Source organism: Microcystis sp. 49638_E5, assembly GCF_021300285.1.
GTDB classification, from domain to species: Bacteria; Cyanobacteriota; Cyanobacteriia; order Cyanobacteriales; family Microcystaceae; genus Microcystis; species Microcystis aeruginosa_C.
The window spans coordinates 1-22,776 of sequence record NZ_JAJTDH010000013.1 but is presented as its reverse complement, the minus strand read 5'-3'; the positions used below and the strand labels follow the sequence as shown (position 1 = coordinate 22,776).

General features: G+C 40.5%; 26 protein-coding genes. 9 read left to right on the top strand and 17 right to left on the bottom strand.

What is annotated here, in order from left to right; translation table 11 throughout:
* Nucleotides 1-38: 38 nt before the first annotated feature.
* The 5 genes from LW728_RS05705 to acsF form a co-directional block, all read right to left on the bottom strand.
* Nucleotides 39-1,136 carry a glucokinase gene (locus tag LW728_RS05705; RefSeq protein ID WP_002735893.1) on the bottom strand — a complete coding sequence of 366 codons (1,098 nt, stop codon included), beginning with the start codon at nucleotides 1,134-1,136 and terminating at the stop codon, nucleotides 39-41.
* Between the two features lie 56 nt (nucleotides 1,137-1,192).
* On the bottom strand, nucleotides 1,193-4,129 hold the full coding sequence (locus LW728_RS05700) for an AAA-like domain-containing protein (RefSeq protein WP_287765633.1): 2,937 nt from the start codon (nucleotides 4,127-4,129) through the stop codon (nucleotides 1,193-1,195).
* A gap of 184 nt (nucleotides 4,130-4,313) precedes the next feature.
* Nucleotides 4,314-5,618 (bottom strand): AAA-like domain-containing protein, encoded by a 1,305-nt coding sequence (locus LW728_RS05695; RefSeq protein WP_287765630.1) that lies wholly within the window; start codon nucleotides 5,616-5,618, stop codon nucleotides 4,314-4,316.
* A 398-nt stretch (nucleotides 5,619-6,016) separates the two neighbouring features.
* Complete coding sequence (locus LW728_RS05690; RefSeq protein ID WP_287765627.1) at nucleotides 6,017-6,544, bottom strand: zinc ribbon domain-containing protein; 528 nt, start codon at nucleotides 6,542-6,544, stop codon at nucleotides 6,017-6,019.
* Nucleotides 6,545-6,708: 164 nt separating this feature from the next.
* Complete coding sequence (acsF, locus tag LW728_RS05685; protein ID WP_002752007.1) at nucleotides 6,709-7,785, bottom strand: magnesium-protoporphyrin IX monomethyl ester (oxidative) cyclase; 1,077 nt, start codon at nucleotides 7,783-7,785, stop codon at nucleotides 6,709-6,711.
* A gap of 486 nt (nucleotides 7,786-8,271) precedes the next feature.
* Here acsF and LW728_RS05680 point away from each other — a divergent pair, with 486 nt between their 5' ends.
* The 7 genes from LW728_RS05680 to psbB all read left to right on the top strand — a co-directional run bounded on the left by LW728_RS05680 (nucleotide 8,272) and on the right by psbB (nucleotide 14,156).
* Nucleotides 8,272-8,697 carry a hypothetical protein gene (locus LW728_RS05680; RefSeq protein ID WP_172963183.1) on the top strand — a complete coding sequence of 142 codons (426 nt, stop codon included), beginning with the start codon at nucleotides 8,272-8,274 and terminating at the stop codon, nucleotides 8,695-8,697.
* A complete protein-coding gene (locus tag LW728_RS05675; protein ID WP_287765624.1) occupies nucleotides 8,678-9,478 on the top strand; it encodes a hypothetical protein in 801 nt (266 codons plus the stop codon). Before LW728_RS05680 ends, LW728_RS05675 begins: the two co-directional genes overlap by 20 nt.
* Nucleotides 9,479-10,147: 669 nt before the next feature.
* Nucleotides 10,148-10,510 carry a nucleotidyltransferase family protein gene (locus LW728_RS05670; RefSeq protein ID WP_185239748.1) on the top strand — a complete coding sequence of 121 codons (363 nt, stop codon included), beginning with the start codon at nucleotides 10,148-10,150 and terminating at the stop codon, nucleotides 10,508-10,510.
* Nucleotides 10,482-10,820, top strand: coding sequence for a HepT-like ribonuclease domain-containing protein (locus tag LW728_RS05665; RefSeq protein ID WP_002752016.1), 339 nt, complete (start codon nucleotides 10,482-10,484; stop codon nucleotides 10,818-10,820). The genes LW728_RS05670 and LW728_RS05665 overlap by 29 nt, the downstream gene beginning before the upstream one ends.
* A 172-nt stretch (nucleotides 10,821-10,992) precedes the next feature.
* On the top strand, nucleotides 10,993-11,754 hold the full coding sequence (tatC, locus tag LW728_RS05660) for a twin-arginine translocase subunit TatC (protein ID WP_002783793.1): 762 nt from the start codon (nucleotides 10,993-10,995) through the stop codon (nucleotides 11,752-11,754).
* A gap of 220 nt (nucleotides 11,755-11,974) precedes the next feature.
* Nucleotides 11,975-12,286 carry a hypothetical protein gene (locus LW728_RS05655; protein WP_002749272.1) on the top strand — a complete coding sequence of 104 codons (312 nt, stop codon included), beginning with the start codon at nucleotides 11,975-11,977 and terminating at the stop codon, nucleotides 12,284-12,286.
* A 343-nt stretch (nucleotides 12,287-12,629) separates the two neighbouring features.
* Nucleotides 12,630-14,156: a photosystem II chlorophyll-binding protein CP47 gene (psbB, locus tag LW728_RS05650; RefSeq protein WP_002735904.1), complete on the top strand. Its 1,527-nt coding sequence runs from the start codon at nucleotides 12,630-12,632 to the stop codon at nucleotides 14,154-14,156.
* Between the two features lie 437 nt (nucleotides 14,157-14,593).
* Here psbB and LW728_RS05645 read toward each other — a convergent pair whose 3' ends face one another.
* The 6 genes from LW728_RS05645 to LW728_RS05620 all read right to left on the bottom strand — a co-directional run bounded on the left by LW728_RS05645 (nucleotide 14,594) and on the right by LW728_RS05620 (nucleotide 16,816).
* Complete coding sequence (locus LW728_RS05645) at nucleotides 14,594-14,713, bottom strand: photosystem II reaction center protein J (protein ID WP_002736108.1); 120 nt, start codon at nucleotides 14,711-14,713, stop codon at nucleotides 14,594-14,596.
* Between the two features lie 42 nt (nucleotides 14,714-14,755).
* Nucleotides 14,756-14,875 (bottom strand): photosystem II reaction center protein PsbL, encoded by a 120-nt coding sequence (psbL, locus tag LW728_RS05640; protein WP_002735805.1) that lies wholly within the window; start codon nucleotides 14,873-14,875, stop codon nucleotides 14,756-14,758.
* Between the two features lie 10 nt (nucleotides 14,876-14,885).
* On the bottom strand, nucleotides 14,886-15,020 hold the full coding sequence (gene psbF / locus LW728_RS05635; protein ID WP_002736175.1) for a cytochrome b559 subunit beta: 135 nt from the start codon (nucleotides 15,018-15,020) through the stop codon (nucleotides 14,886-14,888).
* A gap of 25 nt (nucleotides 15,021-15,045) precedes the next feature.
* Nucleotides 15,046-15,291 carry a cytochrome b559 subunit alpha gene (gene psbE / locus LW728_RS05630; protein WP_002749269.1) on the bottom strand — a complete coding sequence of 82 codons (246 nt, stop codon included), beginning with the start codon at nucleotides 15,289-15,291 and terminating at the stop codon, nucleotides 15,046-15,048.
* A gap of 78 nt (nucleotides 15,292-15,369) precedes the next feature.
* Nucleotides 15,370-16,362 (bottom strand): photosynthesis system II assembly factor Ycf48, encoded by a 993-nt coding sequence (locus LW728_RS05625; RefSeq protein ID WP_004163934.1) that lies wholly within the window; start codon nucleotides 16,360-16,362, stop codon nucleotides 15,370-15,372.
* A gap of 106 nt (nucleotides 16,363-16,468) precedes the next feature.
* Entirely contained in the window at nucleotides 16,469-16,816 is a 348-nt protein-coding gene (locus LW728_RS05620) for a rubredoxin (protein ID WP_002736293.1), read from the bottom strand.
* A 590-nt stretch (nucleotides 16,817-17,406) separates the two neighbouring features.
* Here LW728_RS05620 and LW728_RS05615 point away from each other — a divergent pair.
* On the top strand, nucleotides 17,407-19,704 hold the full coding sequence (locus LW728_RS05615; protein WP_287669882.1) for a TOMM precursor leader peptide-binding protein: 2,298 nt from the start codon (nucleotides 17,407-17,409) through the stop codon (nucleotides 19,702-19,704).
* Between the two features lie 48 nt (nucleotides 19,705-19,752).
* Here the strand turns inward: LW728_RS05615 and LW728_RS05610 are convergent, their stop codons facing one another.
* The 3 genes from LW728_RS05610 to LW728_RS05600 all read right to left on the bottom strand — a co-directional run bounded on the left by LW728_RS05610 (nucleotide 19,753) and on the right by LW728_RS05600 (nucleotide 21,007).
* The gene (locus tag LW728_RS05610) at nucleotides 19,753-19,980 is read right to left on the bottom strand and encodes a type II toxin-antitoxin system HicA family toxin (protein WP_045357929.1); all 228 of its coding nucleotides are present in this window, start codon (nucleotides 19,978-19,980) and stop codon (nucleotides 19,753-19,755) included.
* Nucleotides 19,981-19,997: 17 nt separating this feature from the next.
* Nucleotides 19,998-20,222, bottom strand: coding sequence for a type II toxin-antitoxin system HicB family antitoxin (locus LW728_RS05605; RefSeq protein WP_045357927.1), 225 nt, complete (start codon nucleotides 20,220-20,222; stop codon nucleotides 19,998-20,000).
* Nucleotides 20,223-20,668: 446 nt separating this feature from the next.
* The gene (locus tag LW728_RS05600; RefSeq protein WP_152606973.1) at nucleotides 20,669-21,007 is read right to left on the bottom strand and encodes a thiol-activated cytolysin C-terminal domain-containing protein; all 339 of its coding nucleotides are present in this window, start codon (nucleotides 21,005-21,007) and stop codon (nucleotides 20,669-20,671) included.
* A gap of 239 nt (nucleotides 21,008-21,246) precedes the next feature.
* On the opposite strand from LW728_RS05600, the gene LW728_RS05595 reads away from it, so the two are divergent.
* Nucleotides 21,247-21,471 (top strand): YcaO-like family protein, encoded by a 225-nt coding sequence (locus LW728_RS05595; protein WP_312675946.1) that lies wholly within the window; start codon nucleotides 21,247-21,249, stop codon nucleotides 21,469-21,471.
* Nucleotides 21,472-21,505: 34 nt separating this feature from the next.
* On the opposite strand, the gene LW728_RS05590 is transcribed toward LW728_RS05595, so the two are convergent.
* The 3 genes from LW728_RS05590 to LW728_RS05580 all read right to left on the bottom strand — a co-directional run bounded on the left by LW728_RS05590 (nucleotide 21,506) and on the right by LW728_RS05580 (nucleotide 22,653).
* Nucleotides 21,506-21,805, bottom strand: coding sequence for a helix-turn-helix domain-containing protein (locus tag LW728_RS05590; protein ID WP_287669875.1), 300 nt, complete (start codon nucleotides 21,803-21,805; stop codon nucleotides 21,506-21,508).
* 2 nt (nucleotides 21,806-21,807) lie between these two features.
* The gene (locus LW728_RS05585; RefSeq protein WP_287669873.1) at nucleotides 21,808-22,152 is read right to left on the bottom strand and encodes a type II toxin-antitoxin system RelE/ParE family toxin; all 345 of its coding nucleotides are present in this window, start codon (nucleotides 22,150-22,152) and stop codon (nucleotides 21,808-21,810) included.
* Nucleotides 22,153-22,386: 234 nt separating this feature from the next.
* On the bottom strand, nucleotides 22,387-22,653 hold the full coding sequence (locus LW728_RS05580) for a GNAT family N-acetyltransferase (RefSeq protein ID WP_287669871.1): 267 nt from the start codon (nucleotides 22,651-22,653) through the stop codon (nucleotides 22,387-22,389).
* Between the last annotated feature and the right edge of the window lie 123 nt (nucleotides 22,654-22,776).

Sequence of the window (22,776 nt, the reverse complement as noted above, 5' to 3'; positions counted from 1 at the left end):
ATAGACAATCCTAGAAGTTGTCTTGATTGTGAGGGTATTCAATGCCCTTTTTGTTGATTTGCCCTCATAATTGCAAATCTACCATTAGTTACAAAACCCGCCTCAATAGCGTGTCGAGCTGCCCCCCACATGACAATGCTGTTATCTTGAAAAACTTTAACAGAAATGCCTTCGTTATAAGCTTTGAAATTTCCCTCTTTATCAATAAAGGCATTGATAAATTTGCCTTCTTTCAAGATTTCAATGGGAATATCAATACCGCCAATATAAACTCCGCCACTGGCTTTATAGGTAAGAGCCAAATTCCCTGCTTGCGCTCCCCAAATAGAGATAAAAAAATCCAAAACTTCTTTACATAATGGATTCCCTTCCTGGGCAGCTTGAATGATAGCATCAGCATCATTGATATTTGGCTGATTTTCCCATTCAGAAAGACTTTGAAAAAAATGATAAATTCTGGTTAAACCAGGAGCAGAAAGAACATACTCATAACTAACGGGACTATTATCCCCCTGCTCTTGTTTCAGTTCTTTCAGAAATTGTAAAAGTTCCCAATCTTTATCTATTCTAGCACCGAAGTCCGCATGACCACCTTCCGAGGAGATTGGTTTTAACCCTTTTTTTTCATCATGGCTATACCATAATGCTTGACCTAAACCTCCACTCACTAGCATTAATACTCGGCGATCTTCAGGATTTGGGTGAGATTTACCAGGATAAAGTTCTTTTAGCTGCTCTTCTCCATTTCCCAAAAAAATACCATAGCCAATTGCTTCCATATCATTGATAAAAGAGACAGGAACATTGTTATAGGGAAGTTTTTGTCTGAAGTCATGCTCTGTAAAAGTTGCTTTAAATTCCTTGCGATCAACTCTAGCCTCGCCATGATCAACAGGTCCTGCTATACCAAAACAAGCACCATAAATATCTTCATTATCACTATATTGCCCATAATAATATTGCTCTAAAAATGTCTCTATCATGTTTTCCAAGCCTTGAGCATAATCCTTAGTTGTATAAGTTTCATGGGCAATTAAGGCATCCAGCATCACTTTTTTTTGAGAGTCATCTTTTTTGTGAGTAAAAAGACCGAATTCGCTTTTATCACCTGCAATTTTGCCAGCGAGAATGACCATAAAATTGACTCCTTTATAGTAAATATATCTAAATGAAAACAGCAACCAAAAAAAGACTAAAAACCTAATTCTTCTAGCTCATTTTTAATCTTCTTAATTTTTGCTTGTGAGCGTGTTACGACCAGTCCTAAATTAATTCCATCAGGAGCGATAAAGCAAATAGCAAAAGGTGTTGTTAGTTCGACAAAATAAACCATCATCGTTCCCTCCGCCAATTTAAAAATTGAGTATGTGAGATTGCCAAAGGCAGTTACCTTGCCAAAATTATCTAAAGCTTCTTGAATCTTACTGAGGGATTCAAATCCTTCAATTGCTTCTCCTACTGCATCACCACCGTCTGCAAAAAGAGCACGATAAAGCTCTGGATCATCAGATTTGAGTCGTTTATTGTGATACAGCGGTAGTCCATTCTCTAGATTAAAAATAAGGATTGATTTTAGGTGTCCTTTTGAGGTGGTAACAGTCTCGTCCAGAAGAACATCAAGTTTTTCTTGTTCGGGTCGTTGTTGTGTCATAAGAGAGATTCTCGCAATTTTAGTCTTGAGGAAGTTAAATACTAATTCCTGAAAATCATTTTCGTTTAAATTTTGATATTTGTCAAGTATTTTTCCGCATTCTTTTAGGGGTTCTTGGATTTGAGATTGGTCTATTTCCCCAAGACAGTATTGGTCGAAGGTAATAAAAATTCTTTGTTCTCTCTCAGGGTAAGAGCTATGGGGAGCAAGAGCAAAGTCAAATAGTTCTTGATAACTCCAGTTTTTGATCTGCGATCTAACAAGAAATTCTAGGTATTTACGGATATTTTCGACAGGAATATCAGACTCATTTACCCATTCTAAAAGCTTTTTTAAGGCAGCAGTTTGAGAGGTTGTCCATTGTAAAATCTCTCGGAGTAGAAAGTCAGAGTAGTTATTTTTCCCTTGTAATGATGGTCGAGAAGTTGTGATCAATGAAACAGCTTCAGATTGAACAGAAGGTGAAGCAGTTGTCCAGACTTCCGCCACTAAACTGGTCATTACAAATTCAATCTCTCCTTCCTCTAATTTAGGTGTGGGCTTTTTTCCTAGCCATTCTAGGGCCAGTTTTAGATCATTATTTTGTAATAAATAAGATGATTCTTGACGATCCGAATCTTGCCAACCTCGAAAAGCTTTTTTATAGGGACGGAGTCCCGCCATGACTTCCTTGATCCAGTTTTGATCTAGAATTTTTTCATAAATCTTGTTGAGTATTCTTAAATTATGCTCCTTATCTAGAATTATAAAACACATATCTTTTAGTTTACGATGTTGTGGATTTTTTTCATCAAAGAGAATCGGCTCCTTTTGAGCAATTTTTTCAAAGAGAGAAATTAAATCAAAACTGTCATCTCGATTTAAAAATTGGTCTCGATCTTGACGAAATAGATCATATTCTTTAAAAAGCTCTAAGTTTGAGGAATTTGATAAAACTAAATTTTCTAGCCAACCTTGAACTTCATCCTGTTGTAAATCCACAACGTTATTGTTTTTAGCAATATGAAAAACTATTCTATTGAATTTATGTAACCCTCCTGTCAAATCATTGGCCGATTGAATTATACTTTCCATCGTCCCTTCATTGATCTGTAAATCAGAAAATAAATCTTTGACTTCTCGCCAAAAAGTCTTCGATCGATCCAAAAAATTACCTTCTTTTTCATAAAGCTTCCCGTTATCCTCGTTAAATTTTATCCTCCATTTCTGTACCCGATCACATTTGGTTCCGTACAATAAGTAACGTTCTTGTAGATCATAAGCCAGATTATTAGTTTCTTTCCATTTTTCCCATTTTTCCCAATTCTCAAATTCTTCAATATATAAACGCAGTTTTGCTTTCTCTTGTTCAACCCAATTTAGATTAAAAATCTCTTTATATATGGGATTATAAAGTCTTAATTGACCTTCATCTTCTAAAACCAAACCAGACAAAGTTAGTTCTATTTGCTCAGAAGTATTTTGATAGTCTATCTGCCCATTTTCCAAAATTCCTTTGTATAGCCCAAGCCGATCAAAAGCTTTTGCTTCATTATCCAAAAGACGTTTTTCTATTGTTTGAAAATGAACAGGTTCATCTTGAGTTTGCCAATTATTAATAACCTTTAAATTTACAACTTGTTCAACAGTAGTAAACGGGTTACTTTGACGTTCTTTTACTATAAGATGACAAAGTTTTTGAGTTAAAAAAGGTTGTCCTCCAGTCCAATGAATAATTTCTCTCATTAATTCTTTAGATGCGCTTTCTGGTGTTTTTAACTTTTCACCCAGCATTGTTATTAATGGTTGAACCTCATCTAACTTAAACGGTTCCAGGGTGATCGCCTGACCAATATTAAATGGAGTAGATTGAGGATCCCGAATGAAATTTTTAGGGGAAGTTGTTCCCACTATGCAGTAAGTCAAGCGATTATAAGGATTATTATCATCTCTTGGCTCTCTTTTTTCAGAGCAAGAACGAATAAATGCCAAAAAAGCATCGGTGTTCGCAGGTTCAGAAAATGAAAAAAGACACTCTGCTTCATCAATAAAAATCACAACTCTTCGATCTAGTTGCTTAAGTACATATTCTTCAAGAAAATTTATATGTCGTTGCAATGGGGGTACATTATTTCCAAAATCATTCCACCATTTGTTCAGTTCTTTCCCTGTCATGATTTGCAAACTTTCAGCTTCAGCTATCGATTGAGTGATTGTAAAACACCAGCCTTCCCAATTAATCTTTGGTATTCCTAAACCACTTAGATCGATGATCACAGAATCAACTTTGGGATTACACTTCTTTAAACGATCAACAATTTTAATACGTAAGCTGGATTTTCCAGTCTGTTTAGAATTTAATATATAGCAATAGTTGCCTTTTGTTAATTTTTCAAGTAACTCATCATCTGATTTCCGATCAACATAAGTTGGATTACCAGCCTTTAAGCCACCGCCAAAGGTAAAGCCTGTCAAATTATCTGTCAAATTATCTGTCATTTTTAACTCCTTAACTTGAAATTAAAGTAATTGAGCAATATATAGCATTTCTGATTCACAAGAGGTACATTCCCGATCCTGAACAGCTTAATCAGCAAAGGTTTAACTGTGCCGCACAGATGCGAGAAACGCTATATACAAGAGAAATTTTATAGAAGAGAAGGTTTGATGGCTGAGGCTGTTATTAGTAGTTGCTCCATTCTTCAAAAAAAGCTAAAACAGCTGTACCCACTGGACTATCTGTAATATAGTAGTCAACAACGGCAAAAAAAGCAGCTCTGCTAGACTGAAACAATCGATCTCTATTGAAGAAATTTCGTCTTAAAACAAGAGACCATTTGCTTTTATTATTTCCTAGTTTTAGATTGTCGTTTAATCTATTAGAAACAAGTGTTCTTGCTTCTTCCTCAGTAATATCAGGGGAAATGTCACTTAGCAGTTGACCAACTTCCTGCATAAATAAAGAAGAAATAAAATATAAACGATATAAATCACAGCTTGAAACGAAACAACCATTATCAGCGTTTTTGATTAATCCTAAACTACGCAAGTTAAATGCAGATTTTTGAGGTAAATCTACTGAGTTTGGATATTGTTGAATTATTTTAATATAATCATTTTTAAGATATTCGTGGCTCTCCTTGGATAGAGTTTCTAGAATTTCTCCAAGATGATGATTGAAAATCCCTGTTTTTGTAGGAGATTCCTCCTTTACTTGTTGTAAAGTTTGAGTCGGGTTTCTTCGTAAATACTTGAAGGATTCATCTAAAAGAAAAGGATGACCCCCCACAAAATCAACAAAATCCTTCAAGATTAGCTCATCAGTCCTACTGAAATCCTCCTGTAGATAAAATTTCAATAATTCTTTTGCTTGTAAAGGTGAAAATCCAGTTAATCCAGTTAATTCATCCACTCCTATGCCAACATTAAATGGTGAGTGATTAATATCAAGTACTGGGTAGTCATCTGTTGAATTAACAAGAATCAATTTCAAATTTTGCCACTGTAATTCTGTTTTTTCGTGCCAAGCTCGCAACAAACAACAAAAATCCTCAAAAATATTTACTTTATCAAATAAAACCTCAAACCGATCAAAGCCAACGACTAGCTCTCCCTGACTAAGTAAATAATCCTGAAAATAGTTTGTAGGTTTTGTCTGACTTAATCTAATTCCCCAAGTTTCAGAAATATTCCTTTCAATATCCTTATCCTCTATTTGTAAACATTTAGAAATTTCAATACACAGTGACTTCTGAAATTGTTCATAATCATCAAAAATTGGATTATTCAGACCCCACTCCGAGAAATCAATACTAGCGGTTCGGTATCCAAGGCTTCTAGCATAATCTAGAGTTTTTCTTAGTAGGAGAGTTTTGCCCATTTTTTGAGGAGCTTTAATACGAATCAGGCCTCCAGGATTTTGAATTGCCTGACGACAGGTCTCCTCGATAGGAGGGCGTTCTATGTATATAGGAGTCATTGCTTGCATTAACACCTCGACTTAACAAACGCTATTTTGAGTTATGGGTTTCAGTATAGCACAATTGGGCAGTTCAGCAATTCCCCCTTGAAATACAGTTCTTCTCCAGAGCAACTGATCTTTACACCGGTTGCTTTATTACTTTGGCACAGCCAATTCCCTATTCGATAAACTTTTTGATCGCTGTGGACGAATCTGGTTAGAAGCGGGTAAATTTAGCTAATATAAACAAAATTTGGGAGCATCTCACCTTTGTAACCTTTAAATCAGGTTTTTATGTCAAGCTATTTTGAAAGCCTTGCTAGAAAACAGTTTTAGTGACAAGTATAATTACTCACCTGCATAAATGAGATGCTCCCCAAAATTTTGCCCGAAAAGGAGTTATAGATTTAGCTAAACAGGTTTTATTACTGTAACTGATGACCACAGCTACTACAAAAGCGATCGGTTGCCGCTACTTTTGCCCCGCATTGACTACAAAATCGCGTTTTACTGACGGTTTTTGCGTCTCCCATACTCATTTTCATATCTCCCATCTCCATTTCCATAGGGGCAAAATTCATCGACATATTGCCCATTTTCATCGGTTGCATCGGTTGCATTGGTTGCATTGGTTGCATCGGTGAGGAGGAGAAACTGGTAGCAGTGGTCGATTGAGAGGACTGAGAAACTCCAGAGGTATGAGGAGAGGAAAAACCGATACTGCTTCCTTGAATTTGGATTCTGTGGGGTCCGGTTTCAGTGATAATTTCAATAATCGCCCCTTGGGGAATTATCTCTATTTGGGGTTCTTTTGTCCAAACTCCCGTGGCAAAACTACTGCTAGACTGCTGTTGTTGTCCCACTGCACCACTAGCGAGGGTTACAATCGTCTGCAGCCCTTGATTATCGAGATAGAGACGTTGTCCTGTGGGTAATTCACTATAAATAGCCATATTTTTGACAGGAAAAAGTAAAAAGTAAAAAGTAAAAACCTAGTTCACACCCCTAGGATCCAGTCTAGCGAGGATAGAAATGTTAGAGGATTTTCTTAAGAATTTTATCGACAAAAAAAGGGCGGTTTCACCCACCCTCACCATGTCTCAAGAAAACAAACTTTTTAACGGACGCTACCGGCTAATTTATCGACCCGAATCGGTTTCATCAGGTACAATTTGAGAAATTGCCAAGCGTTAGAGGCGAAGATAGGCAATTTCTTCAGGAATTTAACCGGTGCGGCACTGTTTTCGCTATCGATCGCCCGTAATCCCTCGTTATTGCGAACACAAATCTCTAGGCGATCATAAAATTCAGGACTATCCACATCAAGAACAATCGGGAAGACGCGGCCGGCGGTTTCATTGGTCTTCTCGATTACATACTTATCGTACTCGCGAGCGTCCAAACCGAGAATGGCGTAGAAACCAGAACGCTGAGTATCATTGAGATACATCGTAGCGAAGACCGAAAGCAGGAAGAAACGACACCAGAGACGAGCGCGCCAATCATTAAGAATATCAGGCTGCGCACGCATGATCGCATCGAAGAAGTCCCCGTGACGGTTTTCGTCTTGACACCAATTCTCGAAGAAGTTAAAAATCGGATAAACCCGATCTTCGGGATGTTGTTCGAGATGACGATAAATGGTGATATAACGCCAATAACCGATTTTTTCGGAAAGATAGGTGGCGTAGAAGATAAATTTCGGTTTAAAGAAGGTGTAGTTACGGCTTTTGGTTAAAAATCCCAAGTCAAGGGAGAGGTTAAAATCCGATAAAGCCTTATTAAGGAACCCAGCGTGACGCGCTTCGTCCCGGGACATGAGGTTAAAGCATTCTGCGAGGACGGGATTTCTGTTTTTTAAACGTCTGCCGAGTTCTTTGTAGAGAAGAAAGCCGGAAAATTCAGCCGTGCAGGATCTTTCCAGAAATTCCACGAATAAACGACGAGTTTCGCCATCAATATGCTCCCAAGAGCGATCGAATTCTTGATTGCGAACGAAGTGATGCCGGTTATAATCGGTACGGAATTCCTCTAAAATCGCTTTCAGTTCTTCCTCGTTAGCGGCGATCGACATTTCCGCCATCGCTTCAAAATCAGTGGTATAGAAGCGGGGAGTGAGGATCGTTTCTTTGGCGGGAACTTTTATACCTGGACGGATTTCCTCGAATTCTGGTTTTTGGATCGTGCTGACCATAGGGATTATTGATTTTACTCTGGGATGATGATTGAGACGAGTAAAGGCTCTGACTTGATAATGACGAGCCGTGAAAAAACGGCTAGGATTCACTATAGCAAGCTCTCAGCCCTAGACTCCCTTCCTGTTCATTAAAAGTTACAACTCTTAATTAAGCTGTGTGAACAAACCCAGATTTTTCGCTGGGAGTCTTGACAAATGTTCGGGGGTGTGGGGTTTGTTCAGTGATCGGTAAACAGTCATCGGTAATCGGTGAACTGAAAACCCACATCTGATAAGTAGTCGTGCAAAATTAATTTCCTAGTGAAGAAAGGCACTCATGCAAGAGGCAAGAGGCAAGAGGTGGTTAGATGTATGTAATTAATTTTGCTTAGGTACTTAACAAGGGACAAATCTAAAACCTAATTGGTTAAGTTAAAAGCATCGATCGCTTCTATGGTAAGTTAAGCTGACCACACAGAACCTAGAAGAGCCGAAATGATTTAGATGAGTCAGCAACCCCCTCAACCTCTTTCAAAGCCAGATCCGAATCTTCCAGAACTCAAAACCAAGACGGGTAAAAGAGCAGAACGCTTGTTGCTGAACGTTTGGGAACCCCTAGATGTTTTAGGTCGAGGGTTAATGGGGGATTTATGGAGAGCCGTTTATCTCTCGGTACAAGATGCGATCGCTCTTAGTATTTTGTTACAACTTCCAAGTTTCATCGGTCGTGTCATTATCGGTAAAGACTTTTCTGGTTTTGACGTATGCCTGCAAGAAAACCCGTTGGGCGTATCGCGCTATGCTTGTTTTATAATCATCACATCTGACTTTTGCCTATGGATTATTCTAGCCGGTCGAATCATTGGGCGCTTCTGGGTAGATCTGCGTGGATTAAAAGGAGGTAATAAGCATGGCTCAGGGAAATCATAATGAATTAAATCTCTATGAAGAGGCTAAGGCTGGTTTATTTTCCTTAGTTCAGCAGACTGTGGCTGTATTCATAGGTTTTGTCCTCATGTTACTATTTGCTGGAGGTGCTCCTTCAAGTTTTGTCATAGCACTAAGCTTTTGTCTTGGTACTGCTTTTGTGGCTTGGAGTGAACAGAAACGAGTAAGAAATTTGAAAGCAGTTGACTCATCCATTCCGCCAAAAGAATCTGAGACTGCAAGTATAGTAACAGAAGAACGATCTAACAAAAATTCAAGTATTTTAGATATTCAAACCCTGCGTCAACAAAGGCTTTTGGAAGACCTAAAGATACTAGAAGAAGAATTAATGACTACAAGTTCTGTACCTGATCAATTTCGACTACGTGAACAGATTAGAGGTCTAAAGAGCGAGATTGGGAGTCTTCTAGGAGGAATAAGATTAGGTGTTGAGGGAGACTATTACAATGTTAGTCAAGGTACTGCTATTGGCAAATATGCTGGATCTGACAACAATACATTCGTTCAATTAGATCAAAAGCAGACTCTTGCTGAGGCGGCAGCGGAGATTCAGCGTCTTCTCAAACAGCTAGAACAAACTAATCCAAGCGTTACTGAAGCTGAAAAGGTGGCTTACGTGAGTGATGAAACCACTCCTAGTTTCAAGCGTCGTGTTGTCGGTGCGTTACAAACGGGTGGTGAAGCTGCAATTGAGGAGTTTTTGGACAATCCGTATGTCAGTGTTGGTAAGGCTGTTCTCAAAGATTGGATGAAGCCAAAATGAGTTCTATGCAGGCAACATAACAGGAACGTTGGGCGGATAAAAGTATGAATAACACATTGCCATCAGCAAAATCAATTCCCAGTGCGATCGCCGTTCTTGTAGGGTGCGTTCCCTAATGTGACTCCTACTGCTCCACCGATCGATTTTTGGGGAACGCACCATGTACATTTATTGAAACTGTGGGTTAGAGTGCGATGCCGCTCTGGTGGTCTCAGTTGAGGAATGTTAGCGAAGATTCCCAATGTTTAGGTTAAAATAGAGGGGCAAGAATTGCAACAGGGTCGCTTATTTTTAGCTGTGCTTCGTGTCACTGAGCCTTTACATTGAGCTTGTCGAAATGTGTTGAAGTGTGGACACTGAGCCTGTCGAAGTGCTGTTTTATATTGGCGTAACCTTTCATCTCCGAGGTAAAACCGAGAGTTCCTTCAAGCCGACATTTAAGGTAAAATTGAGCCTCTAGTTTCTGTGGGGCAATAACGGCAATCGCAGTAAAATTAATGCCAGAGTCAAGCAGAAAATCGAACAAACTGGTGCATCTGACCCAGAAGGGTTGCCAGCCTATATCATTGTGGTGGAGTTCAGTCGCCCGATCTCTGTCGTTAGCACAAAACAGAATCCTGGAGGAGCCTTACTTCAATGAGCCAGATTCAAACGTTTCACCAACAAGCAATGGATTTAGCTGAGGCAGCGGCAGTCGCCCGCTTGAGAGGTGCCATCGATCTGCCGACGGAAAAAATTGCTGATTTCTGCCAACGCTGGCAAGTGACCGAATTTGCCCTTTTCGGCTCTGTCCTGCGCGATGACTTTCGCCCGGACAGCGATATTGATATTATGGTGCAGTTTCACCCAGAGGCACACCCCACCTTCAGCAGCCTCGATCAGATGGAAGCAGAGTTAAAAACGATGTTTCACCGAGACATTGATCTGATTACCCGTCAAGGTATTGAAACTAGCCGTAACTATTTACGCCGCCACGAAATTCTTTCCTCTGCCCAGGTGATTTATGCAACGGGATCTTCAATTCCTGCTTGATATACTGCAATCCGCAGAACTGATCATGACCTACACGGCTCAATGCTCAAAAGCTGAGTTCGTCGCCAATGTGCAGCTTCAAGATTCAGTCATTCGACGGCTATTGGTGATTGCCGAAGCAGCCAGACGAGTTTCCGAAACAACCCGCCAGACCTTTCCCAACATTGCTTGGCAAGAAATTAATGGAATGAGAAATCGGTTAGTACATGAATATGATGATGTCAACCTCAATATTGTATGGGATGTGGTTCAGGCTGAAATCCCGTCACTGATTGAAGACTTGCAGTTACAGATTCCACCTGAACCCTGAGAATAGTGCGATCGCTATCAGGGAGAATTTTCCACTTAATTCAAACTCGATTGGCAACCTGTCACCGAGCAAACCCGACGATGTTGGAATGATTCTGATAGCTGACGGCTAATAGCTAAGGGTTATCAATGCTAGGATAAAGGCTTGAGTAGAGAACGATCGAGCCAAAGCCATGTCATCGACAGAAGTAAAAACCCCGCCCCCAGACAGTCCTGAATTCCTCGATGAGTTACCCGGAGAAGTGGAAATGTCCTTATTTGACCACTTGGAGGAGTTGCGGCGCCGGATTTTTTATAGTTTAATTGCCGTGGCTGTGGGTGCGGTGGGATGTTTTATCTTCGTTAAACCCCTAGTACAAGTGCTGGAAGTCCCCGCCCAAGGGGTAAAATTTTTGCAGTTAGCTCCGGGAGAATTTTTTTTCGTCTCCCTAAAAGTAGCTGGATATAGCGGCATACTGGTGGCTAGTCCCGTCATTCTCTTGCAAATTATCCTCTTTGTGCTGCCGGGGTTAACCCGTCGCGAACGGCGTTTAATTGTCCCGGTAGTGTTAGGATCGAGTGTTTTATTTTTTGCCGGTTTATTTTTTGCCTATATTGCCCTGATTCCCGCCGCTTTAAACTTTTTTGTCAGTTATGGGGCGGAAGTGGTCGAACAAGCTTGGTCGATCGAGCGCTATTTTGAATTTGTCTTACTTTTGCTGTTTAGTACCGGCATCGCCTTTCAAATTCCCGTTATTCAATTGATTTTGAGCTTTTTAGGCATTATTTCCTCGCAAACGATGTTATCGGGTTGGCGTTTCGTGGTTTTGGGGGCGGTGATTTTAGGCGCGATTTTAACCCCTTCCACAGATCCTCTCACCCAATCCCTGTTAGCAGGGGCGGTCTTGGGTCTATACTTTGGGGGCATTGGGGTGGTGAAATTAACGGGACGTTGACTAGCTATTAGCCGTCATAGGAGACAGGAGTGGGAATTATGAATTATAAATTATGAATTGACGAGCGGGGAGCAGGGAGAACAAAGCTGACTTTTGTCTTTTGCCTATTGCCTATTGTCTTTTCTGGCTGATGGCTGAGGGCTAAAAAGCTGATAAAATTTGACGGCTGAAAACTAATTAAGCCAGAAAGCTAGAGATTGATTCTAGATTGAGTAACAAAGTGAAATATTTTTTCTTAACGGCAGGTTGGACAATAGGACGGGTGTGGGAATTTGGCGGTTTGTGGGACCATGCGAGTAGTTGGCGACGACCACCGCAGATAGAGCGATTAAATATCGGTATTTTAGAGGGAGAACAGGTTTTATGGCTTTATAAGGTGGAAGAAGCTGTGATTATGGTGGAAGTTGCCCCCAAGAGTGCAGAAATTGCCGATACTGTCCCCACCATCGGGCAAGTGGTGCTAAAACGCTTGATTAGTGCCGAACAAGTCCTCGAAATCCTGCAAAATGCCGAAGAACTACTGAGGAAGTAATCAGTTATCAGTGATCAGTTATCAGTTATCAGTGATCAGGAGTTAGGAGTTAGGACGCAGCCTTTTTCTCCCCACTCCCCAATTTATAATTCATAATTTATAATTCATAATTTCCACACCCCACACCCTGATCTGGAATATTCTGGCGGAAGATCGATCGCAAAGACTTGAAATCTGTTCTAACAATAGTTACACTTCTTTAGAATAGATACACTTTTCAAGGGATAATGTAGGTCGGCTAACTCTTGCACTTAACCGTCGAGAGTGTTGGGCTTATATTTTGACCCTGAATATAAAAAGCGTCTAAGTGGACACTAAATTGTCAATAGGAGGAGCGTAGTCAATGGGACTACCTTGGTATCGAGTACACACAGTCGTTCTCAACGACCCGGGCCGTTTAATTTCCGTTCACCTGATGCACACCGCACTGGTAGCGGGTTGGGCTGGCTCCATGGCCCTCTATGAGCTTGCTATTTTCGACCCCAGTGACCCCGTATTAAACCCGATGTGGCGGCAAGGAATGTTCGTGCTGCCCTTCATGGCCCGTTTAGGTGTCACCGGTTCTTGGGGTGGCTGGAGCGTCACCGGCGAAACTGGTGTTGACCCTGGTTTCTGGTCTTTTGAAGGCGTTGCCGCCGCTCATATCGTCTTATCTGGTCTGCTATTCCTAGCGGCCGTTTGGCACTGGGTTTTCTGGGATTTAGAATTATTCGTCGATCCCCGCACGGGCGAATCTGCCCTCGATTTGCCGAAAATGTTCGGTATTCACCTGTTCTTATCCGGTTTACTTTGCTTTGGTTTCGGTGCTTTCCATCAAACAGGCCTTTGGGGTCCCGGGATGTGGGTTTCCGATGCCTACGGTTTAACTGGTCATGTGCAGCCCGTAGCTCCCGAATGGGGACCGGCTGGTTTTAACCCCTTTAACCCCGGGGGTGTGGTAGCTCACCACATTGCTGCGGGTATCGTCGGGATTATCGCCGGTTTATTCCATTTAACCGTTCGTCCCCCCGAAAGACTCTATAAAGCCCTGAGAATGGGTAATATCGAAACGGTGCTTTCTAGCAGTATCGCCGCTGTTTTCTTTGCCGCTTTCGTCGTGGCTGGAACCATGTGGTACGGTAATGCTACCACCCCGATCGAACTCTTTGGCCCGACCCGTTACCAATGGGATAAAGGCTATTTCCAAGAAGAAATTGAGCGTCGCGTCGAGGCCAGCATCGCCAATGGAGCCACCATCGCCGAAGCTTACCAAGCAATCCCCGAAAAACTGGCTTTCTATGATTATGTCGGTAATAGCCCCGCTAAAGGTGGTTTATTCCGTACTGGTGCCATGGATAGCGGTGACGGTATCGCTAAATCTTGGTTAGGACACCCTGTTTTCAAAGATGGCGAAGGTCGCGTCCTTAGCGTGCGTCGGATGCCTAACTTCTTTGAAACCTTCCCCGTTGTCCTGACTGACTCGGAAGGTATCGTTCGCGCTGATATTCCCTTCCGTCGTGCGGAATCGAAACTGAGTATTGAACAAAGTGGTGTTACCGTTTCTTTCTACGGTGGCTCTCTCGATGGTCAGGTGTTCAGCGATCCTGCTGATGTGAAGAAATTTGCGCGTAGAGCGCAACTCGGTGAAGCTTTCGAGTTTGACACCGAAACCCTGAAGTCTGACGGGGTATTCCGCACTTCTCCAAGAGGTTGGTTTACTTTCGGTCATGCTGTCTTTGCTTTACTATTCTTCTTCGGTCATATCTGGCACGGTTCTCGTACCATCTACCGCGACGTATTCGCCGGGGTCGATCCAGATCTGGAAGAACAAGTGGAATTCGGTTTATTCCAAAAATTGGGTGATCTTAGCACTCGTAAACAAGAGGTTTAGTTTTAGCTAAATCATCCATATAACTAAAGGAGTCAAGTCTTTGACTCCTTTTTTTAATTAGGGTCTGCTGAAAAAGTTTTTCGTGGGGGTAGGGTGTGGGGTGTGGGGTGTGGGGAGAAGGGAGCAGGGAGAAACCATTGATAACTTGAGAGTTAATCACACTATTAAAAACGGATTTGGGCTCTTCTAGGTTCTGTGTGATAAGTTTAATTGACATAGGATCGATCGATCTTTGTGTCCTTTGTGTCTTTGTGGTTCGTTCCACCCCCTCGCTCTTGAGAAATGTATCTTAGAATACATTTTACCCACCAAAGCTGGGAGAGCCGGATTTGGTATTAAAGTTCGATCGAGCTTTACTTTTCACCGAATACTGAAAAAACCGCTAGTTATAGAAATAACTAACGGCTTTTTGCTGGGGGAAATTACCCGTAATGGAATTACATAGAGGAACCTAAACCGGCATAAGCTCCGTAGAAGAAAAGACCAAGCACAGCGATAACGCCTAGACCGGCGATGGTGGCGACTAACCACAAAGGAATACGACCTTCTGCGAACATGAATAACACCTCCTAATTGCGATGACAATGAATCGGGACTAATTAGTTAAAGAAATAGCTGGAAAATAAAATTCCCAAGACAGCAACTAGGAGTAAACCTAGATAAAGAGAAGTACGATTTAACTCGACGGCTTGCCGATTCGGATTAGGTGTTCTTTCCATAATTGTTCTCCTAGCGTTGAATAAACTGCATTGCCGCAATTGCACCGATAAAGAAGACAGTGGGGACCGCTAAGGTATGAACTGCCAACCAGCGAACGGTGAAAATGGGGTAAGAAATGGGTTGATTGGGATTACCACTAGCCATTGTTTTTATCCTTAATTAAAGTAAACTACTGATTAAACTGCTCGATTTGATTTTTGGCCTCAAAGCGATCATTAATGATCGGTAATTCTTGACGCTCTTGAGTGTAATACTCATCGGGACGGGGAGTGCCAAAAACATCGTAAGCCAAACCGGTACTCACGAATAACCAACCCGCGATAAAGAGCATGGGGATGGTGATGCTATGGATAATCCAGTAACGAATACTGGTAACGATATCGCCAAAAGGACGTTCGCCGGTACTACCTGACATGGACGGTTCTCCTCGGAATGATAGGACTTGAAAAATTCAATCTCTATAATAGAGACTTTGTTGACCCTGAGACAAGTTTTAGGCCGGTTCGCTAGGGGGATTATATTTCAGTAAAACCCCATTTTGTCCCAAGACAAAACCCTTGTCGGAATTGATAAAAACAATTCGATAGAGATTGGAGGGGACACTTTCCACCGCGCGATCTTTTTGCCAAGATTGGCCGTTGTCATGACTGACCAACAGATTGCCGCTACCACCAGCGACCCAAATTTCTTCGGGGCTGCGGTAGTTGAGGTCTAAAAGTCCCCAACTGGTGGAAAACTCGGGGAATACCTTATCTTCCCATGTATCGAGATCATTGGGGCTAGTAAATTGTAGTTGACCACCCCGGGCCAGGGCCCACAGTTCCCCTTTTTCACCATAACCGACTTTTTGTAAACGGCGGGAAGAAAGACGATTGTGGGGTTGCCATTCTGTTGACCCCGGTTCCCAGGTGGAATAAAAGTTACCGCGTGCGGAAACGGCCACATATTTACCATCATGGGAACGAACAATTGTCCGGGCCACACCCACAGCACCTTCCACTAAAGCTTGCCAAGTTTTGCCTCCGTCTTTGGTGCGGTAGATAGCACCTAAATCCGTGACCATTTCGGCGGTTTTGTCGTTCAGAGCGATAATTCCGTAGGGAGAACCGGGTAATTTTTCACTTAAGGGGATACGAGACCAGCTGCTGCCCCCGTCTTCGCTATGGAGAAGAATCGAGGGTTTACCGACAATCCAACCCTCTTGGTCGTGGAAACTGACGGCGCTAAAGCTAACTTTTTCGTCGCCAAGGTTGAGGACTTTTTGCTGCCAGCTGTCCCCCCCATCGCTGGTTTCAAAGAGGGTAGATTTTGTCCCCACTAACCAACCGTGCTGCGGGTCGTCGGTAAAGGCGATATCGGCAAAAGTGGAGTCAGTGTCGAGGGTGAGGATTTGCCAAGGACTACTGCTCAGGGATGGCACATTACTACAGCTAAAGCAGAAAAAGGCTACAGCTAGAACTATTACGAATTGTTTCAGTTTTCTCATCAATGGTTCAGAGGTATTGGTCAAGGAATCGGGACGGATTAAGGTTTGTACCCGAACGGTTACAGGGCCACAAGAGCCGTTAGATTAAAGATAATGAGTGCTTGAGTTAGTTTAAACCATACAAACTAATAAAGAAAACAAATCCTAGCGCTAAAGCCCCGAAAATCAAAATATTTTTTTGTGCAGGAGTGAGACGGTTGACTCCAAAACCATAGCTAAGATTTTCTTGGAATCCCGAAGGAGCATCTTTAGCTCCGATGTTGATAAATTGGGAACGACGCACACCACACACGGGACAGCGCCACGTTTCTGGCAATTCCTCGAAGGGGGTTCCAGCGGGAGTGTTGGTTTTACTATCTCCCTTGCTGGGGTCGTAAACGTAGCCGCAGGAGCGACATTCGTGGTTGGCAGGGGCCTGGTCGGCTAGGGTTAGTTCTGGTGGGCGATCGCTCATAACTAAGATTAAAGGAATTTTCAACACTCTGTTACAAATTATCCTTGAAAATTGACCCCTCTCACGGCCAACCCCTGACAGAATAGCCAGTTTTCAAGTCTGAAAAGGATGAGCGAGGCAGCATATCGGCTTTAAAAAAAGTAAGATTGATCTATTAGGGCTTAAATGTCTATTAAAACTTTATTAAGTTGATATTTGGGTTATTTACCCTGATTTTGGTACTCAAATTTATTCCGAAAAATTGGGAAATTTTAGGCAGGGAAGAAATTAGGGGTCTGATAGCAAATCCTGTTTAAAAGGTAGAGGAGATTGGGGAGTGCCGGAGCTGCGGAGCAGGGGGAAACAATCCATAACTGGGTTTTTAAAGTTGGATTGGGAGTTAATCATGCTATTAAAAGCGGATTTGGTATCATATTGCATAAATTTAATCACTTTTAGCGATCGCTTTTATATTTTGGCATAAATGGGCTGCTCCCTCGCCGTTCCCTGTTCCCGAAAACGAAAACTTCGCCCCTCACCATTAAGATAACTGCTATCAACCTTATATTATAGGTATATCATCAACCTTAACTAAAAAGAGAGTAAAAATTGTGTTCAACCAGCTTGATTGGAATCCTGCCTATTCAATTGAAACCTTAGAACCAAATACGGTATTTTTTCTATCTGAGCGAGAATCAATCTGTTTTCAAGAGCCGCTTTATTATCGTTTAGTCAGATTAATCGATGGTCAACGTAATCTTGATGAAATTATTGATATTCTTCAGTTAGAATTTTTACAAAATCAAGAAATCAATCCCAATAATGCTAATTCCTTCGCAGTGATTATTAATTATAGTCTGGCAATTCAAAAAGCGATTTTTCAGTTATATAAACGAGGGTTTTTACTAGAAAAAAAAGAATTATTATCGTCTAATTTAGCAATTTTATGCCATCATCTTCAGGTTTCTCAAGCCCAAGCTTTTGAACGATTACAATCTCTGAAGGTTACGGTTAAAAGCCTAGGCTCAATTCCCCAGCAAGATTTGATCAATATTTTAAATTCCTTGCAAGTTCAAGTCGCAGATGAAGGGGATTTAACCATTATTTTAACCGATAATTATCTTCATCCCGATTTAGAGAGTATTAATCAACAAGCTTTAGCCTCGCACAAGCCTTGGTTATTAGTTAATCCCCTGGGAAACCTAGCCTGGATTGGTCCCTTATTTGATCCCGATAAAACTGGTTGTTGGCATTGTTTGGCTCAACGATTACGAGATAATCGTCCCGTGGAGGAATTTATCATTAGACAGAGAGAAAATAAGATTTCTTTAATTTCCCCTTTAGGGTTTTCTTCAGCGACAATACAGACGGTTTTAAATCTGACGGCTATGGAGGTTTTTAAGTGGATTATTCAAGGTAAAAATCAACGTTTAGAAGGAATACTAATGACTTATGATACTTTAAATTTACAATTTCAAGAGCATATTTTAGTTAAACGTCCGAACTGTCCTAGTTGTGGATATTCTCTGAATAAAACACCTTTACCCGTGGTTTTGGGACATCGGAAAAAGGCTTTTACCAGTGATGGTGGACATCGTTTTTGTTCTCCTGAAGAAACCTTAAGAACCTATCAACATCATATCGGTTCTATTACGGGAATTGTGCGAGAATTAAATAAGATACAAGGGAATGCTTTAGTTCATACTTATGTAGCTAAACATCATTTTCGCAGTGTCTTTGATGATTTAGACAGTTTACGGCAAAATATTGGAGGTAGAAGTGCGGGAAAAGGCCGTACAGATAGTCAAGCAAAAGCCAGTGGATTTTGTGAAGCTATTGAGCGGTATTCGGGGGTTTTTCAAGGGAATGAAATCAGAGAAAAAGCCAGTTATCAAGAGTTAGGAGATAAAGCTATTCATCCTAACAAATGTATGAATTTTAGTCAAAAACAATATGAACATCGAGAAGAATGGAATGGGAATAATCAAGGATGGTTTCAAAAAGTACCTGAACCTTTTGATGAAACTAGAATCATTGATTGGACTCCTGTATGGTCTTTAACTGCTCAAGATTTTAAGTATTTACCGACAGGATATTGTTATTATGGTTATCCTCAATCTGAACCCTTAGATTGTTGGGCTGATTCTAATGGCTGCGCCGCAGGAAATACGATAGAGGAAGCGATTTTACAAGGATTTATGGAGTTAGTGGAACGAGATTGTGTGGCCTTATGGTGGTATAATCAATTAGTTAAACCTTCCGTTAATTTAGAGAGCTTTAATGAGCCATATTTTGAGCAATTAAAGCAATATTATGAGGCGTTAAATCGGGAGCTATGGGTGTTAGATATTACCAGTGATTTGAATATCCCTTGTTTTGCCGCTATTAGTCCGAGAAAGGAGCGGGAAGTGGAGGACATTTTGTTAGGGTATGGGGCGCATTTTGACCCGAAAATTGCTATTAGTCGGGCGTTAACTGAGGTTAATCAAATCTTGCCGAATGTGTTATCTTTTAAGGAAGATGGGACAACGATTTATAATTCTTCTGCTGATCCTTTGGCGGTTAAATGGTGGCAAACTGCAAGGTTAAGCAATCAATCTTATTTAGTTCCCGATAGTAAAATAATACCGAAAAAAAGTCATGATTATTTACAATTAGCTAGTGATGATTTATTAGAGGATGTTAAATTTTGTCAGCGAATTGTTGAGTCAAAGGGGATGGAAATGTTAGTATTAGATCAGACTCGTCCTGATATTGGTTTAAGAGTGGCTAAAGTCATTATCCCCGGAATGCGTCATATGTGGAAGCGTTTAGGGGCAGGAAGATTGTATGATGTTCCTGTTAGCATGGGATGGTTAAAAGAAGCTTTAACGGAAGATGAATTAAATCCTTTTCCCATGTGGATGTAATGCTTTGGAATAGGGGACATTATAACTGAATGGTTACAAATTAAGTTTTTATTTTGTTTGTAAAAAATCATCTGGACTAATGCCAGCCTGTTTGAGAATAGCTCTTACAGTCCCCTCTGGTAGATCACCAGAATGATTAGGAATTGTTGTATAGTTCTCTGTCTCTGGATTGTACCAAATTTCGTGACTACCTGCGGCTTGGCGATCTAAAACAAAACCAAGCTTTTTAAGTTTTTTGATAATATCACGATACCGAAATCCTGATAATCTTCCCATTTTTTATTTTAATCTGTTTAGACAACTAAAGGGTAGTAAAAATCATCTTCTATATCTTTTAAATTATCAATTTGATTGCGTTGTTTTTTAGCCTCGATTAATTGATGAGCGACATCTCTGGCAATTTCTAGGGTTTCTTTAAGGGTTTTCCCTTGTGCAACTAATCCCTGTAAGTCATCGGAGGTTGCTAAATAGAATCCTTCGGGTAGCTTTTCAATATGTAATTGGATCAATTTTTCCATCAGTTTTTCTCCTAGTTTAAGGCTTAATGGTCATTATAGGGTACATAGAGAATTAACAAAGTACAGGTATTTTATCCCTGACAAACTAGAAGCTTGTTCTACATTTTATTATGAGCGCGAGGATAAAACGAATTTCCAGGCTGATAACTTTTCAATTCTAACCGATCTGAGCCAGAAATGGATAAGCTGCCCTCATGACAGATAGATAAAAGGTATGTCACCATAGTAACACACCTTAAATAATGTGGTTCTTCCAAACTTGTCATGTAAAACTATCAGCAACTTACCCTTGTAAAGTTTGTACACTAAAGCTTTGAGTTTTTGTTAGATTAATATTTATCAGCTTTAGAGCATTGCTAACCCCAGAGGGAGCTTGAGGAATTTTCTACAGTGTAAGTTCGGAAGAACGAATAATGTTGGGTTTCGTTTCTAACTTTAGGCGATCATTAGCAAGAGATTTCTTTCCAACTAGGATTAAGTGTTGTTCCAGATATCTCATAACATTTGGTAACAGGGCTATTAAAATCTTGAGTAAAAATAGTACTCCAAGAACCAATAAACCAAGCTTCCTCAACTTTTAAGTGAATTTCAGTAGCACCTGCAGGGATACTGATAGATTTGTTAACACCTGCAGTAAACTCTCCACTATCTTTACTAAAATCTTGGCCTTCAAATTTGTAAGAGACTGAAAAGCGAGAAACATATCCTCCACTATTTCTTACAAGAAAAGAACCACCTACGGGTGCGTTTAATTGATTGGTTACAGCCATAGTCACAGTGTTCATAATTTGTTTCTTCCAGAAAAATCAGGTTTTTTGGGTTAAAAGTGATTTGTTTAATCACCTTTGATACCAGAATAAGTTTTATTTTGGGTAATGGCAATCTCTAAAGTTAATACTTTTCTAATATATTTTTTTGAGCAGAATATTAACTTTTATATGAGATTTATATTAGATTTATATTAGATTTAAAGGGTCACTTTATGGTATAATGGCGTAATCTCTTAAGTAGAACAAATGAATTAATCAATCAAATTATAGAGATTGAGTCAAAAGGGATGGAAATGTTAGTATTAGACCAAACTCGTCCTGATATTGGTTTAAGAGTAGCTAAAGTCATTGTCCCCGGAATGCGTCATATGTGGAAGCGTTTAGGGACAGGAAGATTGTATGATGTTCCTGTTAGCATGGGATGGTTAAAAGAAGCTTTAACGGAAGATGAATTAAATCCTTTTCCCATGTGGATGTAACCCTTGTTTATGGTCAATTGTTGATGATTTTAAGTTACTTGGTGAAGATTTCGAGTTTAACTTTTATTCCCGTTTTATCTAAAAGACTGAGTAATTTATCAACAGTAAAACGGCTAATTTCTCCATTCATTAAATCACTAATTTTCGGTTTTGTTTCCTCGAAAAAAGTGGCGGCTTCTTGCTGTGTCCATCTTTTTTCTTGGATAAAAGACCGCAAGGTTAACATCAAATCGGCTCTAATTTTTAAGTTAGTTGCTTCTTCACTGTTAAATCCTAAATCTTCAAAGATGTTATCGCTACCAAAAGTGATTTCAATAGGGTTAGATTGTGTCATGGTTATCCCTCCTGTAATTGTTGTCTAAATTGAATCATTTGTTGATAACATTGTTGTCCAAATTCAATTTCTTTTTTCGAGGTTTTCTGTGTTTTTTTACCAAAAGCATGAAGGACATAAATCGCTTCTTTAAACCTTGCTACATAAAAGATTCTGTAGGTTTCTCCTGTCCAAATTCTAATTTCTTCTGTTCCTTGACCAATAATGGGAATGGGTTTAAAATCATTGGGTTTCTCTCCTTGTTGAATAGCTCTCAGTTGAAAACCTGCTTTACGCTTTGCGTCTTCAGGAAAATCTCTAATATCTTCCCTTGACGTCCCAATCCAGTAAATGGGTTTATCTCCCATGTTGGGGTTAATGATTAAGGTTGATACCTAATTTAGTATAATATGATCATCAGTTTGTCAATTGTTCGTTAGTTAACAAGCAAGATGATGATCATTTTAGTTTAACTGAATCTAAGTAAAGTGTATCAGGGCAAATATCTCGTTCATGAGGCCATAAGCAAAGTTATTCTGGACTTAAACGTACCTGTAGGGGCAAACCCCCTGTGGTTGACCCCGTGTTGCCCCTGTAGCGCACTAAGCAGTACAAGCGCGTAAATCATTAAGAGTAATCATCAACGTCATCGGTTCAAGAGGAGACACATCAAAACCTAAAGCCAAATAAAAATTCTTAGCTTCTTCTGAAATAGCATGAACAATAATTCCCCGAATACCAATGGTATCAGCCGCTTTAACAACCCGTAGCGCACCATCACGAAATAAACCGCATCCTAAACCTTGACCTTGGTAAGAAGTATCTACTGCCAATCGTGCCAAAATTACCACTGGAATTGGGTTAGGCATATTCCGCCGAAATTTACCGAAATTTTGGGTTAAAGCCCCGTCCTTTTAGGACGGCTTTTTAAACTATATCTTGTTAACTTAACTTTTATTGTGCTATACTGATTTTGTCTAAGTCCCCCCTGC

Bases quoted from the DNA above. Each gene is read 5' to 3' on its own strand.
- LW728_RS05705 (WP_002735893.1), bottom strand. From the start codon at position 1,136: ATGGTCATTCTCGCTGGCAAAATTGCAGGTGATAAAAGCGAATTCGGT.
- LW728_RS05700 (WP_287765633.1), bottom strand. From the start codon at position 4,129: ATGACAGATAATTTGACAGATAATTTGACAGGCTTTACCTTTGGCGGT.
- LW728_RS05695 (WP_287765630.1), bottom strand. From the start codon at position 5,618: ATGCAAGCAATGACTCCTATATACATAGAACGCCCTCCTATCGAGGAG.
- LW728_RS05690 (WP_287765627.1), bottom strand. From the start codon at position 6,544: ATGGCTATTTATAGTGAATTACCCACAGGACAACGTCTCTATCTCGAT.
- acsF (WP_002752007.1), bottom strand. From the start codon at position 7,785: ATGGTCAGCACGATCCAAAAACCAGAATTCGAGGAAATCCGTCCAGGT.
- LW728_RS05680 (WP_172963183.1), top strand. From the start codon at position 8,272: ATGAGTCAGCAACCCCCTCAACCTCTTTCAAAGCCAGATCCGAATCTT.
- LW728_RS05675 (WP_287765624.1), top strand. From the start codon at position 8,678: ATGGCTCAGGGAAATCATAATGAATTAAATCTCTATGAAGAGGCTAAG.
- LW728_RS05670 (WP_185239748.1), top strand. From the start codon at position 10,148: ATGGATTTAGCTGAGGCAGCGGCAGTCGCCCGCTTGAGAGGTGCCATC.
- LW728_RS05665 (WP_002752016.1), top strand. From the start codon at position 10,482: ATGCAACGGGATCTTCAATTCCTGCTTGATATACTGCAATCCGCAGAA.
- tatC (WP_002783793.1), top strand. From the start codon at position 10,993: ATGTCATCGACAGAAGTAAAAACCCCGCCCCCAGACAGTCCTGAATTC.
- psbB (WP_002735904.1), top strand. From the start codon at position 12,630: ATGGGACTACCTTGGTATCGAGTACACACAGTCGTTCTCAACGACCCG.
- LW728_RS05645 (WP_002736108.1), bottom strand. From the start codon at position 14,713: ATGTTCGCAGAAGGTCGTATTCCTTTGTGGTTAGTCGCCACCATCGCC.
- psbL (WP_002735805.1), bottom strand. From the start codon at position 14,875: ATGGAAAGAACACCTAATCCGAATCGGCAAGCCGTCGAGTTAAATCGT.
- psbF (WP_002736175.1), bottom strand. From the start codon at position 15,020: ATGGCTAGTGGTAATCCCAATCAACCCATTTCTTACCCCATTTTCACC.
- psbE (WP_002749269.1), bottom strand. From the start codon at position 15,291: ATGTCAGGTAGTACCGGCGAACGTCCTTTTGGCGATATCGTTACCAGT.
- LW728_RS05625 (WP_004163934.1), bottom strand. From the start codon at position 16,362: ATGAGAAAACTGAAACAATTCGTAATAGTTCTAGCTGTAGCCTTTTTC.
- LW728_RS05620 (WP_002736293.1), bottom strand. From the start codon at position 16,816: ATGAGCGATCGCCCACCAGAACTAACCCTAGCCGACCAGGCCCCTGCC.
- LW728_RS05610 (WP_045357929.1), bottom strand. From the start codon at position 19,980: ATGGGAAGATTATCAGGATTTCGGTATCGTGATATTATCAAAAAACTT.
- LW728_RS05605 (WP_045357927.1), bottom strand. From the start codon at position 20,222: ATGGAAAAATTGATCCAATTACATATTGAAAAGCTACCCGAAGGATTC.
- LW728_RS05600 (WP_152606973.1), bottom strand. From the start codon at position 21,007: ATGAACACTGTGACTATGGCTGTAACCAATCAATTAAACGCACCCGTA.
- LW728_RS05590 (WP_287669875.1), bottom strand. From the start codon at position 21,805: ATGACACAATCTAACCCTATTGAAATCACTTTTGGTAGCGATAACATC.
- LW728_RS05585 (WP_287669873.1), bottom strand. From the start codon at position 22,152: ATGGGAGATAAACCCATTTACTGGATTGGGACGTCAAGGGAAGATATT.
- LW728_RS05580 (WP_287669871.1), bottom strand. From the start codon at position 22,653: ATGCCTAACCCAATTCCAGTGGTAATTTTGGCACGATTGGCAGTAGAT.